Origin of the sequence: Streptomyces sp. NPDC058701, from assembly GCF_042715295.1 — a bacterium.
Lineage (GTDB): Bacteria > Actinomycetota > Actinomycetes > Streptomycetales > Streptomycetaceae > Streptomyces.
Genome location: NZ_JBHXSY010000005.1, coordinates 200,997 through 214,424, shown reverse-complemented (window position 1 = coordinate 214,424; position 13,428 = coordinate 200,997). Strand labels below are relative to the sequence as shown.

Below are 13,428 nucleotides of genomic sequence, written 5' to 3'. Positions count from 1 at the left end.
TCATGACCTCGCTCCAGGTGGACATCGACCAGCTGACCCGCTTGACCCGTGCCCTGGATTCCTCCCTGGTCTCCCTTCGGGAGGCCCGGCGCGCCCTGGACCACGTACGGGCCGACCAATTGGGGACCGCGGACCTGGACAAGGCCTGCGACGGCTTCCAGGAGAGATGGTCCTACGGCGCCCGTGAGCTGACCAAGCGCGTCAAGGCGGTGCGCGAGGGCGTGGACCGCAGCGCCGCGGAGTACGCGGAGCTGGAGAAGGCGATCCGCGCGGCCTTCCGCGAGGCGGCGCGGTCCTCCCGTGGCTGAGCACGGCGCGCTGGGCTTCGACCCCGCTCCAGGCAATCCGGCGGCCGTGCTCGCCCTGGCGAAGAAGCTCTCCGCCTCGGCGGCCTCGCTCGGCGAGGCGTCCCGGATCATGCAGTCGCTCGTCGCCCACAGTGCGGCCTGGCAGGGCGAGGCCGCCACGGCGTTCCGCGCCTCCCTCTCCACGGACCTCCCCCGCTACCTGGGCTCGGCCCACACCTCGCTCGCGGAGGCCGCCCGACGGCTCACCTCGTGGCACGACACCCTGGTCGCGCACCGCGCGCTGGCGGCCCGGTACGAAGTCCAGGCCGCCGCCGCGAAAACGGAGCAGACCCTGGCGGACGCCCGCCGCCTGGCCCGGGAGCTCGCCTCGGAACACGGCGCGGCCGCCCGCAGGATCGCCCAGACCCTGGACGCGGCCGCGGACCGGCTGGCGCCGAAGGAACCGGGCGCGATGGCCTCGCTCTGGCGCAAGATCACGGACGACCCGGGGGACGCGCTGTCGAACGCCTCGGCGATCCTGGGCGCGATCGGGGCCGGGGTGGCCCTCTTCTGCCCGCCGGCGGGCCTGGCGGTGATGCTGGTCGCCGGGGGCCTGTCCCTGGCGGCGCTCACGACGCACCTGGCGGATCCGAAGTTCCGCAAACCGCTGGTGGACGGGGCGACGAAGGGCGAGTTCGACGCGGACTTCTGGAAGAGCGCGGTGACCCTTCTCGGCGATACGGCGGGCTCGGTCCCGGGCGTCGCGGCGGTCGCCTCAGGCGCCAAGGCCGGCACGGCGGCGGCTCGGGCCGCCATGACGGCAGCCCCGGAAGCGAGCGCCCTGACGGCCCTCTCCCCGGGCGCCTCGGCCTTCCGCAGCACGACCTGGTCGACGGCCAACACGCTACGCGAGGTGGAGAACCCGCTCGCCGCATGGGCGTTGCGGGCATCGCCGCAAAGCACCAGAGACCGGGTGGGTGTGGGTGTCGCCAGCGTGGGCGCCATCACCGCAACCCTTGACTACACCAACGACAGCGATGCGGTCGAACAGAGTTCCACAGCAGTCGACGGTGCCCGAGGCGTCCTGGATGAGGGACCCTCGGCTGCTGCGAAATCCAGCCACTTCTGGACGGTGATGAGGCCTTGATGTGCGGGAACGACGTGCCTCCCCTGTGGTTCCGTCTACCTCCGGGATTTCATGACCTGGGACCTGAGGACCGGGCGGCCTTGGACACGATCACTCAGGCCATGGACAGCCCTGCCGCCCAACAGGAGCTCACTCAACTCATGGACGGCTTCGACCGGCTCCATGGACTCGACGTCGTGCACACTGCGATCGGGTTGCATCCGGAGGAGCCAATCGGTGTCAACACCTCGCTGTTCTCCCTGACCGCACGACTCGCAGATGAGCCCGACCCGAAAGTGGCCGTTGCGAGGACCGCGCTTGGCATCGCCCGCTCCCCCGTGTGGAACGCGGCTGCTCGGAGGTGCATCGACCTGGCTTCATTGCTTCCCTGCTATCTGATTGCGGGGATCATGACGCCGCCGGACGCGGAGCGGGAGGTGTTCCAGGCCAGGATCGCAACCATCCATCCAGGCGGCCGACATGTGCTCGTCCTGGATCTCACCAGCGCGTCAGTGCAGCATCACGAGGCGTACGCCGACATCCTTGAGGCGGTCGCCCACACGCTCGTCTTCACCGACCCACACCCCGCGCCCCCTCCCGTCGCGATGACCTCACGCATCCTGGATGTCCTCCGATGACCCTCCAGTTCACCAAAGCGGCGTGGGACCACCCGCCAACGGCAGTCGGCTACAAGAGGCTGGTCCGTCGGCGAGCCGTCGGGCTGCTGAGCCTTGTCCTGCCTTTGGCGTTCACCCTGGCTTGCCTGTGGTTCGACTTCATGAGGCAAGGCGCGCTCCTCTTCATCATGTCCACGATCGGGTTCATCACCTGGGTTCCCTGGGCGGCCATCGCCTACTGGCGTCGCCATCGTGTAGCGGCGGTCCTTCAGGCGTACCCCTGGTGCGAGCTGCCGTGCCTGCACCCAGCCCGTGCGACGGGTAGTCCCGCGACCATCGCCATCCCGTTTCGGGAGGACTTCTCGCCGACCTATCGGATCATCCCGTTTCCCATCGCGCTCGCGGAGCGGGAGAACGACCACCCGGACAGGATCTGGTTCGCGGGAGATCCGCGGTTCGGGGGGGTCGTTTCTCCCGTCGGGGGGCACTATCCCGTGCGGGTCGTGCCCGACAAGGTGCCCGCGGAGGGGTGGAGCGGTGGGGATGACGGGCTGGCGCTGCGGGTCGGGCTGGTGCGGCGCAGCGGCAAGGGGACCCGGACCTGATCAGCGGCGGCGCGGGCGCAGCATGAGGCGTTCCGACTCGGAGAGGCCGCCCCAGACGCCGAAGCGCTCGTCGTTGTCCAGGGCGTACTCCAGGCACGCCGCCCGCCCCTCGCACGCCCCGCACAGCCGCTTCGCGTCGCGCAGCGACGAGCCGGGCTCGGGGAAGAAGAAGCCCGGGCCCGTCTGAGCGCACAGCGCGAGCTCGTACCAAGCGGTGGATGTGGCGGTGGTGGCAGCGTTGGTGGTGTTCATCGACATGCCGGAGATACTGACCCGCGCGGATGGACGTCTGATCAACGACCGATCAATCCCTGGTCACGGGCCCGAATCCAGCGGCCCCGGCCAGCATCGCACCCACCACTGACACCGGTCGGCCACAGAGTGCACGACCGTGCGTTCGGTAAGATGGGTCCATGGCAGACGGACGCGTGGAACGCGGTAACCAGACACGGCGGACCGTGCTCGACCGGACGATGCGCACCGCCTCCGTGGACGGGCTGGAAGGCCTGTCCCTCGGGAAGATCGCGACGGAAGTGGGCCTGAGCAAGAGCGGCGTCTTCGCCCTGTTCGGTTCCAAGGAGGACCTGCAGCTCGCCACCGTCCGCGCCGCCGTGAGCGTGTTCGTGGACCTGGTCGTCCGGCCCGTCCGCGAGGACCCGGCCGGCATCGCCAAGGTGTGGCGCCTCTGCGAGCACTGGCTCGACTACTCGGGGAGCCGGGTCTTCCCCGGCGGCTGCTTCTTCTACGCCGTCTCCGCCGAGTTCGACGCACGCCCGGGCCCGGTACGCGACGAGATCGCCACAGCGGATGCCGACTGGACCCGGTACGTGGAAGGGGTCTTGGACGAGGCGCGGCTGGCGGGCGGGTTCCGCGACGGCTTCGGCGCGCAGGACGTCCCGCAGCTGGCCTTCGAGATCATCGCGCTGATGGAGATGGCCAACTCGCGGGCCGTCCTGCGCGAGGACCCGGTGGCGTACGAGCGGGCCGGCCGAGGCATCCTCGACCGGCTGCGGGCGGCCGCGGCCGCCCCGGCGGAACTGCCGGAGCGGCCAACCGCGTTCAGCTCCCCCGTCTGACCCCGGCGTTCCGGGCCCGCATCGAGCAGCCCGTGGCGGCCGCTCCCAGCGCGGTGACCGCCGAGAGCAGGAACGCGCCCCGCCAGTGGTCACCGGGGCCGGTCGGCAGGGCCGCCGTGGCCGCTATGCCGAGGGCGCCCCTTGCAGACGGGGCGGCACGCGGCGGCCGACGGTCGGCGCACCCGCCATCGCGAACAGCGTGCCCGGGGTGACGCCGAAACCGGCCTCCAAGACCGAGTAGTTCCACCGGGCGATGAGGTGGGAAGGCCGGGTGAAAAGCCATGCGTACATGGCGGCCCCGAACAGGAGGGCGCCGACGTTCGCGCGGGCGAAGACCGGGTCGCGCCAGAGGTCGCGGTCGACCGCCGGGGCCGGGTGGCGGCGCGCGCGGTACAGCGCGGCGGCGGCCGACAGGGCTCCGCCGCCCACGAGGGCGAGCACCGCGGGGTCGGTCCAGCCCCGTTCCTCGCCCTGGGACAGGCCTGTCACCACGCCGCCGACGCCGAGGGTGAGGGCGACCGTGCCGACGGGGTCGGGGAGCCGGCGTCCGGTACGCACGTCCCGGGGCACGGTGCGGGCGGCGGCCCGGCAGACGAGGAGGCCGAGCGGCACGTTGATCAGGAAGATCGCCCGCCAGTCCCACGCCCCGACGAGCAGACCCCGACGGTCGGGCCCACGGCGGCGGCGAGCCCTCCGGCGGCGCTCCACGCGCCCAGGGCCGCGGCCCGCCGGGCGGGCGGGGTGCGGGCGAGTACGAGACCGAGCGCGGCCGGGATCATCCCGGCGGCCGCCGCCCCCTGGAGGGCGCGGGCGAGGATCAGCAGCTCGGCGGAGGGGGCGGCGCTCGCGGCGAGGGAGGTGAGCGTGAAGGCGAGGGTGGAGCCGAGGAAGAGGGTGCGGCGGCCCAGGACGTCGGCGAGCCGCCCGGCGGCGGCCAGGAGCGCGGCGCAGATCGGGGGAAGGCCACGTTGACGACGGTGGCGTCGAGGAACGCAAGGAAGGTCGCGGGACAGGCCGACAGAAGGACCCGCCGGGCCTTTGCCCCGCCCCCGTCGGTGGAGCCCGCCCCCGGAGCCGGGGCCGGGGGCGCAACCGGGCCCGGAGAGCGGAACGAGGGGCGGGGCGAGGATGGGCGGCTTTGCGGTACGTCCTCGGAGCTCGCCGGGCCGGTGGTGGTCATCGGGTGCCCGCCGGCGTGCCGGCCTCGCGCGCTGCGCGCGCCGTGACGGAAGCCGCGGGAGGGGCGCTGGACGCGCGGGCGGCGGCCTCGGGGCCTTCGTACGGGGGCGCCGTGAGGAAGGCGGTCGTCGTCGCGATGACCTGGGGGTCGGACAGGATCCGGCGGTGGCCCAGGCCCGCGGTCTCGAGCAGGTGAGCCTGGGAGCCGCGCGGCGGCGATCTCGCGGGCCTGGGCGGGGGCGGCGACGCCGTCGTCCGTGTCGTGGACGAGGAGGATCGGCGCCGTGATGTCCGGGCTGCGCCGACTCGCGTCGAGGCGCCGCCAGATGTCCGGTTCGCCGGTGAAGATGCGGTGCTCGATGTGGTCTCGCAGGGCCCACCGGATCCGGCGGCCCAGTCGCAGCCGGGTGCAGAACTGGTTCAGGAAGTAGTCGAAGTCGGCCACGCCCCCGAGCGCGACGACGCGGTCCGCCCGTATGCCGCCGTCCCGCAGCGTGAAGAACGTGGCGAGCACGCCGAATGAGTGGGCGACGACGGCGGAGAAGTCACCGTGCTCCGCGTGCAGTCGGCCGATGACGGCCCGGTAGTCAAGGATCGTGGAGTCCCGGCCCGCGGACTCCCCGTGGCCGGGGGTGTCGAAGGCGATCACCGTACGGCCCTGCTCCAGGAGTGCTGCGACGAGCCCGGCGAACCGCGAGGCGCGGGATGACCACCCGTGCACGATCAGCACGGGCCGGTCTCCGTCTCCCCAGCGGTATGTGGTGACGCGGGTCCCCCGTACGACCAGCTGCCTGGTCTCGGCCCGCGCCATCAGGTCCGCCTCCCCGGGACGGAGCCGGGGGCGGCCCAGGGGCCGGACGAACAGCGCGAAGGCCCGGCGCCCGACCAGCGACGGGGCCAGGTGGGCGGTGACGTTGAGGCTGGTGCTCAGGAGTGACGCCATGGGATGCATGCCTGATTCTCCGGATCTCCTCAAGGTGGCCGCGGCCGGACGCCCGCGCTGCCGACCGGTTGACCGGACGAACCCGGAGGCGGCGGCCGTGCGGCGGTGACGGCCATGCCAGCGATGGCGTGGCTCGGCGGCAGGATGATGCGAAACATCAACACGATCGTTCGTGTTGTTTTTGCCTGGCGTGCAAATGCCCGCCTCGCAGGACTGCGGATCAGGCGGACACGTCCGGTCCGGGCGGGTGGCCCTCGTCAGGAATCGTGTTTGGCACGGCTCGGCTGGACCCGCTTCGGCTCGCCCGGCATTTTCGGGTAGTCCGGCGGGTAGGGCATGTCGCCCAGGCCGTGGTCGCGTTCCTGGCGTTCCGCCAGTTCCAGTGCCGCGTCGAGGACGAAGGCGTGCTCGTCCATGTCCGCGTGCAGGTCGCCCAGTTCGGCGAAGCGGGCCGGCATCGTCACGATGTCGAAGTCCCGGGGTTCCGCGTCGTCCACCTCGTCCCAGCGCAGGGGCGCCGACACCGGCGCGTGAGGGCGGGGACGGACGGAGTAGGCGGAGGCGATCGTGCGGTCGCGCGCCGTCTGGTTGTAGTCGACGAAGATCCGCTCGCCGCGCTCCTCCTTCCACCACGCCGTCGTGACCTTGCCCGGCATCCGGCGCTCCAACTCCCGCCCCAGGGCGATCGCGCACCGTCGGACCTCGGTGAACGTCCAGCGCGGTGCGATCGGCACGAAGACGTGCAACCCTCGGCCGCCCGAGGTCTTGGGCCAGCCGCGCAGGCCCAGCTCCTCCAGCAGCACCCGGAGTTCGTGGGCGGCCGCCACCGCGTGGTGGTAGTCGGTGCCCGGCTGCGGGTCCAGGTCGATGCGCAGTTCGTCGGGGCGGTCGGTGTCCTCGCGGCGCACCGGCCAGGGGTGGAAGGTGAGGCAGCCCAGGTTCGCCGCCCACAGCACGGCGGCCGGCTCGGTCGGGCAGATCTCGTCGGCCGAGCGGCCGCTCGGGAAGGCGATGTGGGCGGTCGGGATCCAGTCGGGCAGGTTCTTCGGTGCCCGCTTCTGGAAGAAGGACTCGCCCTCCACGCCGTCCGGGAACCGCTCCAGCGTCGTGGGCCGGTTGCGCAGGGCGCGCGTGATGCCGTCGGCGACCGCGAGGTAGTACTCGGCCACGTTCCGCTTGGTGAGGCCGCGCTCCGGGAAGTACACCTTGTCCGGACTGGACAGCCGTACCGTCCGCCCGCCCGCGTCCAGCTCGATCGCATTACCGGCAGCACCCATGAGCGCCACGGTAGGCGGGCCCGAGCGGGTGCGCACACCGGGCGGGCCCGGACGGGGCGACGCACAATCGGAGGCATGGATCTGCCGGTGATGCCGCCCGTGAAGCCCATGCTCGCCAAGTCCGTGGCCAGGATTCCGCCCGGCATGCAGTACGAGGCCAAATGGGACGGCTTCCGCGCCATCGTCCACCGCGACGGCGACGAGGTCGAGATCGGCAGCCGGACGGGCAAGACGCTGACCCGGTACTTCCCCGAACTGGTGGCGGCCCTGAAGGAGAACCTGCCCGCCCGTTGTGTCGTGGACGGCGAGATCGTGATCGTTCAGGGCGGGCGGCTCGACTTCGACCGGCTGACCGAGCGGATCCACCCCGCCGCCTCGCGCGTGAAACTCCTCGCCGGAACGACACCCGCGTCCTTCGTCGCCTTCGACCTGCTCGCGCTCGGCGACGAGGCGTTCCTCGACACCCCCCTCGCCGAACGCCGTACCGCGCTCACCCGGGCACTCTCCACCTGTCGGCCCCCCGTTCACCTCGCGCCCGCGACCACCGACCCCGCGCTGGCGCAGGAGTGGTTCGAGCGGTTCGAAGGCGCCGGGCTCGACGGGGTGATCGCCAAACCCCTCGATCTCCCCTACCGGCCCGACGCCAGACTCATGTTCAAGATCAAGCACGAGCGTACGGCCGACGTCGTCCTCGCGGGTTTCCGTTTCCACAAGAGCGGTCCGATTGTCGGATCACTCCTGCTCGGTCTGCACGACGCCCGCGGCGCCCTCCAGCACGTCGGCGTGTGCGCCGCCTTCCCCATGAAGCGGCGCGCCGAGCTGGTCGAGGAGCTCGCACCGCTGCGGATGCCCGACCCGCAGGGCCACCCCTGGGCCGCCTGGGCCGAGGAGTCCGCCCACGAGAGCGCCCGGTTGCCCGGCGCGCAGAGCCGCTGGACCGGCAAGAAGGACCTGTCGTGGGTGCCGCTGCGCCCCGACCGGGTGATCGAGGTCGCGTACGACACCCTTACCAACAGCGTGGACGGCGGTGAAGGAGGAAGGTTCCGGCACACGGCCCGATGGCGCCGCTGGCGCCCCGACCGGACCCCTGAGAGCTGCACCTACGACCAGCTCGAGGAAGTGGTGGGCTACGACCTGGACGAGGTGTTGGGCATCAAGGGCACGTAGACAGGGCCGGTTTCCCGTCCTCTCAACCATGATCGCCCGACCCCGGGGCCATACCGCCATAGGCGCCTTTGACGCCACCGCAGTCGGACATCCAGCCCCTCCAAGCCCGCTGAACCGCGCCGCCGGAACCACCCCGTGCTGTCCGAGGGCGACGCCGGTGGGCAGCGGCAGAAGGTCCGTCGCGGCTACCGAACGGGGTGGCTGCGTAGGTCATCCCCAAGAACGGTTGCTTGCGGCTTCCAGGAACGCTTCACGATCACCGACATCCGGATGGTCGACGAGAAACGGAACTCCTCCCCCAGGAGCTCACGAGTGCTGTAGGGCGTAGGAGACCGGCATGACCGGACGGCCAGGACGCTGGCAGTGGTCACCCTCAGTCAGCGGTTGTTGGGGCTCAGCAGCATGGCGGCCGCGGCGATGAAGGCGACGGAGGCTTCCTTGGCCGCATGCCGCCGGGCGTCCAGTTCGCTCCGGTCGACGGCCTTGCGCAGCGCATACGTGGTATCTGCGGCCTGCTGGGCCGGGCCGGCCAGCTCGGGTACCAGGACCTGAAGGCGGATGTGGGGTGCGGTGATTGCCGACCGGGTGTCGTGGGACCTGGTCTCGGCCTCCAGCTGGTGCTCCGTCCCTGCCTCGCTCAGGGCCAGACGCTCCCGATGGAACATCGCCGAGCGGTGCGCGTCCAGGGCGGCCGCGAAGTCGGTGGCGGCGTTGAGCTGGTCCTGGCGGTGACGGTCGGCGCGCTCCTCGGCGCGGGAGGTGCGTGCCGAACGGTGCTGGAGGAGTCCGGCGGTCAGTGCACCGGCGAGGGTACCGAGTACGGCAACGATCGAAGGCCATATGGACATCAGGTGTTGGGTCCTCTCGGGTGGTCGTTCTCGGTGGTGAGGTCGGCGGACAGCGAGGTACGCGGCGGCTCCCCCGGTCTACCCTGGCGGTCAGTTTGCAGCTGGGGTAGGAGATGAGGAGTCCGAACCATGATCACTTGCTCCGAGCCAACCAGTACACGGGACGGCCGCAAACAAGTACCGGCGCGCCCCCAGAACTCGGTTCTGGCACAGATCTTGGGGGACCGATCGCAGGGCAACGGTGTCGTTCGATTGAAGGATCGTCGCGAGCCCGGCTGTCCGGCTCTGACACTCACCTCGTAGCCTCCGCGCATGACTGCTGATCCGTTCCGGTGCCGCTGCGTCCTCTGTCATGACTACGGTGACCGAGACGAAGCGGACCGCATGGATCTGACGATCATCGAGAACGTGCAGCGGCATGGATGGCACGTCGTGATGGTTCCCTAGGACGACATCGGTCCTGGCTTCGCCTACACGATCGGCCTCGCGCACGCTCACAACGCATCTGAGCTCGCCATGTTCGGACTCGAGATCCACGTCATGCACCGCATTCTCAACAGGCTCGAAGGGACGTCAGCCGCGGGCGGCGTACTGGCCGACGGCCAGAAACATCCTGACGTTGTCGACGGTCACCACGTCGCGCTCAGGCAGTTGATCTGCGCTGGTACCGGGTCTTCTTCGGACAGGCCATCGGGTTCTACCGGCGGCCCCCCTTCCCTGTGCTGCAAGTCGCGTGGCCCGACGCGCATGAACGATTTCACTGGGACGAACAGGCCGAGGTGAGACATCGGGAGTCACAGCCTCAGTTGTGGCTGCCACCGGGTGAGCACCCTGTCGGGACCTGGACGACCGAACTCTGACCCCGTGCCCCCAGCGACGGAACGACACCGACGAGAGAAACTACTGGAGCAAGATCATTTTTTGGGCAGTTCGAATCCGGCCCGACCATGGAGCTGCCGCTCACTCCTCGCGCCAGCGCCCTCAGATTTCATCTTGCCGTGCCGGCGAAACCCGTAGGTGCCCACCTGTGCCTCCCCGATGGCATGATCATCCGGCGGTGGTGCGTTGATCACTTGAGGGTGCCATCGTTTGCCGACAGGCCGGGGCGGGGACCCGGCGTCCCGTCTGTGACCGCTGCACGCGGCACCATCGACGCTCACCACTCCGCCGGTCCCCCACAAACCCGTTCCGTACGTCCCCTCCCCGTGCAGGCCGAGCCCAGCACCCTCTTCATGGAGAACCCTTCATGCGGTTTCACTCTTTCCGCCTCACCCTCCTTGCCGCCTCCGCGGTCGTGCTGACCGCCGCGTGCGGAAGCGCGGAGAGCACCACGCCCCGCGCTGCCAAGCCATCGGCCGGCCTGGCCTCGGCCACTCCCGTGGCCGAACCCATGAGCGAGGAGCAGTTGTCCGCTCTTCAGCTGACCGCACAGGACCTGCCCGGTCACAAGGTCGGGGAGGCGCCGCAGGGAGGAGTCGTATCCGCCGACCGGCCGGAGTGCCGCGACCTCGCCACCCTGCTCCTCGGCGGCGTGATGACCGGCACCGGTGGTCAGGTGCACGGCCAGGCGGTCAAGGACGGCACCGTCACCAAGGTGTCCCTGCACTCCTGGTTCGGCACGAAGGCGGGCACTGTCCTCGCCGACGTCAAGGCCGGCGCGGCCGGATGCGGCAGCGGATTCGGCGCGCTCGGGGGTACCGACGCGATAAAGATCACCAAGGTGGTGGTCGACAGCACCACGAAGACCGGCGACGAAAGCGTGGCCATCACCGCCGAACAGCAGTCGGACAAGAAGACGTCGGTCATCGAGGCTGCGATGGTGCGCAAGGGCACCACCACCGCGAGCTTCACAGCACACAACGCATTCGCAGCGACCGAAAAGCCGACCGCGGTGGTCACAGCACAGATGAGCAAGCTCAACTGACCAGATGCCCGGCGGTCTCGGAGTCCGGCGTGCGGCGAACCCTGCCCGGCAGAGGCCGCACGCGTAAAGGCCCCGACCAGACCCGGGGGGCCTGGCCGGGGCGGCCCAGGCGCGCCGGGGGAAACCGGTCTGGGAGGTCAGGAGCGGAATGGGGCGACCGCTCTCCTCCCCTGCCGACGACCCGGGCCAGGGTCTGGGGTTGCCGGTGGCTAAGTGGTGGGGAGGAAGCCGGCGACGAGGACGGCGAATTCCTGGGGGTCGAGGATGCGGATACCCAGTTCTTCGGCCTTGGTGCGCTTGGAACCTGCCTTCTCCCCCGCCACCAGGAGGGTGGTGCGCTTGGACACCGACGACGATGCCTTGCCGCCGGCCCGCTCGATCAGCTCGTTCATCTCGTTCCGGGACAACACCGCGAGGGGGCCGGTCATGGAGCCGGTCACCACGACGGCCTGGCCGGCCAGCGGGCCGCCCGCCGAGTCCTCGGCGTCGCCTCCGTCGGTCGCGTCGGCCGCGGGCTTCTGCGGCTCGGTGACCTGCGTGCCGACCTGCTGGGCCTGAAGCTTGTCGAGGAGCGGGACGAGTTCGACGAGTTCGGCCGCGATGACGCGTGCCTTCTCGGTGCCGATGCCGTCGACCCCGGCCAGCATGTCCGCGTCGGCGGCGCGAATCGCGGCCATCGAACCGAAGTACGCGGCGATCCGGCGGGACATCGTACGTCCGGTGCCGCGAACACCGAGGGCGCAGAACACGCGGCTCAACGCGGCCCCGCGGGCGGTCTCGATCGCGGCCAGGAGATTGGCGGCGCTCGTCTCTCCCATGCGCTCCAGCCCGAGGAGCTGTTCGCGGGTGAGCGTGAACAGGTCGGCGATGTCGTTGACCAGACCGGCTTCCACGAGCTGGATCGCGCGCGTGCCGCCGAGGCCTTCGATGTCGAGCTGGTCCCGGCCGGCCGCGTAGATGACCGAGGCCACAGCCTGACAGCTGCGGCCCCGCACGCACCGCCACCGCTGCTCGGAGGTGTCGATCTCGTCCCCGCAGCGGGGGCAGACCTCGGGGAAGGCGATCTGGGTCTCGGCGCCGGTGCGCTGGTCGACCAGCGGTGCCTCGATGCGGGGGATCACGTCGCCGGCCCGGTACACGAACACCTGGTCGCCGATCATGAGCCCGCGGCGGGTGATGTCGGACGGGTTGTGAAGGGTGGCGTAGGTGACCGTCACCCCGTCGATGACCACGGGCTCCAGGACGGCGCGCGGGGCGATGATCCCGGTCCGGCCGACGTTCCACTCCACCGCCAGCAGGCGGGTCACCTTGTGCTCGGCCGCCAGTTTCCGCGCCACTGCCCATCTCGGGGCGCGCGAGCCGTTGCCGGCCTGCCGCTGGTCCTCGGCCGTGTCGGCCTTGACGACGACACCGTCGATTCCGAAGGGCAGGTCCGCGCGCAGGCCGGCGATCATGTCGATACGTTCCTGCACCTGCTCTACGGTCTCGCATCGCATGGGGGCCGCGGCCGTGCTGGCGGCCGTGTTCGCGCCGAGTGCGGCCAGGTTCTCCAGCAGGGCGACGTGGCCGAGGTCGTCCAGGCCGATCGCGCTGTAGGCGAAGAAGGTCAGCTCGATCCGGTAGGGGCGGTCCTTGGCCCGCAGGGTGCCGGCCGCTCCGCTGCGCGGGTGAGCGAAGGGCGTGGCCTCGTGGGCGAGCCGGATCCGGTTGGCCTCCTCGAACTGCTCGGTCGTCAGCAGCACCTCGCCGCGCAGTTCGACGTCGATCGGTGTGGTGAGGACCGGCGGCAGGCCGAGGACGGCGTCGGCGGCTTGGGTGATGTCCTCGCCGGCCAAGCCGTCGCCGCGGGTGAGGACCTGAACGAGCCGGCCGCCCCGGTACCGGGCGGCCACCGCGAGGCCGTCGAGCTTCGGCTCCACGCACCACCCGGCCACCGGGTGCCCGAGGCGCCGTTCCAGCCCGGCCGCCCACTCGGCGAGCTCGTCGGCGTCGAAGACGTTGTCGAGGGAGAGCATCGGAACCGAGTGCGGCACGTCTCCCTGGACAGCCCCGCCCGCCACCTTCCCGGTCGGAGACTCGGCAAGCACCTCGTCCGGGTGGGCCTCCTCGTAGGCCGCGATGGCGCGCAGCAGCCCGTCGTACTCGTCGTCACCGAGCGGGGTGGTCCCGTCCCCGTAGTACGCGGCCGACGCCGCCAGGGCGGTGGTCACGGCCTCTACGTAGGCGGCAGGAGAATCCAGGGCACTGTTTTCGGTCATGAAGGTCATCATCCTGCCCCGCACTGACAACGCCACCGGACCCTTCCTTGCCACGACACCGTCCTGCTGCACGGGGGGGGGACAGCAACGGATTCTCGTCTTCAGCGGCGTTTGTCAGACC

14 protein-coding genes and 1 pseudogene are annotated in these 13,428 nt (G+C 70.8%); 8 read left to right on the top strand and 7 right to left on the bottom strand.

The genetic code is table 11. The features are described from left to right. Positions 1-2 precede the first annotated feature (2 nt). From ACFWW8_RS07370 to ACFWW8_RS07355, 4 genes are all read left to right on the top strand, one after another. Complete coding sequence (locus tag ACFWW8_RS07370; protein WP_386524850.1) at positions 3-308, top strand: hypothetical protein; 306 nt, start codon at positions 3-5, stop codon at positions 306-308. Further along, positions 301-1,434 (top strand): hypothetical protein, encoded by a 1,134-nt coding sequence (locus ACFWW8_RS07365; RefSeq protein WP_386524847.1) that lies wholly within the window; start codon positions 301-303, stop codon positions 1,432-1,434. Before ACFWW8_RS07370 ends, ACFWW8_RS07365 begins: the two co-directional genes overlap by 8 nt. Before the next feature lie 140 nt (positions 1,435-1,574). After that, positions 1,575-2,051, top strand: a complete 477-nt coding sequence (locus ACFWW8_RS07360; protein WP_386524844.1) for a hypothetical protein — start codon at positions 1,575-1,577, stop codon at positions 2,049-2,051. Further along, complete coding sequence (locus tag ACFWW8_RS07355; protein WP_386524842.1) at positions 2,048-2,635, top strand: hypothetical protein; 588 nt, start codon at positions 2,048-2,050, stop codon at positions 2,633-2,635. The genes ACFWW8_RS07360 and ACFWW8_RS07355 overlap by 4 nt, the downstream gene beginning before the upstream one ends. On the opposite strand, the gene ACFWW8_RS07350 is transcribed toward ACFWW8_RS07355, so the two are convergent. Next, positions 2,636-2,893, bottom strand: coding sequence for a WhiB family transcriptional regulator (locus ACFWW8_RS07350; RefSeq protein WP_386524839.1), 258 nt, complete (start codon positions 2,891-2,893; stop codon positions 2,636-2,638). 155 nt (positions 2,894-3,048) lie between these two features. Between ACFWW8_RS07350 and ACFWW8_RS07345 the strand changes: the two genes are divergently transcribed. Beyond that, positions 3,049-3,711, top strand: a complete 663-nt coding sequence (locus ACFWW8_RS07345; RefSeq protein WP_386524837.1) for a TetR/AcrR family transcriptional regulator — start codon at positions 3,049-3,051, stop codon at positions 3,709-3,711. Positions 3,712-3,834: 123 nt separating this feature from the next. Here ACFWW8_RS07345 and ACFWW8_RS07340 read toward each other — a convergent pair whose 3' ends face one another. The 4 genes from ACFWW8_RS07340 to ligD all read right to left on the bottom strand — a co-directional run bounded on the left by ACFWW8_RS07340 (position 3,835) and on the right by ligD (position 7,110). Beyond that, positions 3,835-4,419, bottom strand: coding sequence for an MFS transporter (locus tag ACFWW8_RS07340; protein ID WP_386524834.1), 585 nt, complete (start codon positions 4,417-4,419; stop codon positions 3,835-3,837). Further along, complete coding sequence (locus tag ACFWW8_RS07335) at positions 4,329-4,619, bottom strand: MFS transporter (protein ID WP_386525111.1); 291 nt, start codon at positions 4,617-4,619, stop codon at positions 4,329-4,331. Before ACFWW8_RS07335 ends, ACFWW8_RS07340 begins: the two co-directional genes overlap by 91 nt. Then, positions 4,529-5,833, bottom strand: coding sequence for an alpha/beta fold hydrolase (locus ACFWW8_RS07330; RefSeq protein ID WP_386524831.1), 1,305 nt, complete (start codon positions 5,831-5,833; stop codon positions 4,529-4,531). Before ACFWW8_RS07330 ends, ACFWW8_RS07335 begins: the two co-directional genes overlap by 91 nt. A gap of 257 nt (positions 5,834-6,090) precedes the next feature. Beyond that, positions 6,091-7,110 (bottom strand): non-homologous end-joining DNA ligase, encoded by a 1,020-nt coding sequence (gene ligD, locus ACFWW8_RS07325; protein ID WP_386524829.1) that lies wholly within the window; start codon positions 7,108-7,110, stop codon positions 6,091-6,093. Between the two features lie 75 nt (positions 7,111-7,185). Here ligD and ACFWW8_RS07320 point away from each other — a divergent pair, with 75 nt between their 5' ends. Beyond that, positions 7,186-8,277, top strand: a complete 1,092-nt coding sequence (locus ACFWW8_RS07320; RefSeq protein WP_386524825.1) for an ATP-dependent DNA ligase — start codon at positions 7,186-7,188, stop codon at positions 8,275-8,277. Between the two features lie 377 nt (positions 8,278-8,654). Here the strand turns inward: ACFWW8_RS07320 and ACFWW8_RS07315 are convergent, their stop codons facing one another. After that, on the bottom strand, positions 8,655-9,125 hold the full coding sequence (locus ACFWW8_RS07315) for a hypothetical protein (protein ID WP_386524822.1): 471 nt from the start codon (positions 9,123-9,125) through the stop codon (positions 8,655-8,657). A gap of 453 nt (positions 9,126-9,578) precedes the next feature. Between ACFWW8_RS07315 and ACFWW8_RS07310 the strand changes: the two are divergent. Then, a pseudogene (locus ACFWW8_RS07310) lies at positions 9,579-9,985 on the top strand (DUF4262 domain-containing protein). Positions 9,986-10,371: 386 nt separating this feature from the next. Continuing rightward, a complete protein-coding gene (locus ACFWW8_RS07305; RefSeq protein ID WP_386524819.1) occupies positions 10,372-11,049 on the top strand; it encodes a hypothetical protein in 678 nt (225 codons plus the stop codon). A gap of 209 nt (positions 11,050-11,258) precedes the next feature. Here the strand turns inward: ACFWW8_RS07305 and ligA are convergent, their stop codons facing one another. Next, positions 11,259-13,307 carry an NAD-dependent DNA ligase LigA gene (gene ligA / locus ACFWW8_RS07300; RefSeq protein ID WP_386524816.1) on the bottom strand — a complete coding sequence of 683 codons (2,049 nt, stop codon included), beginning with the start codon at positions 13,305-13,307 and terminating at the stop codon, positions 11,259-11,261. Between the last annotated feature and the right edge of the window lie 121 nt (positions 13,308-13,428).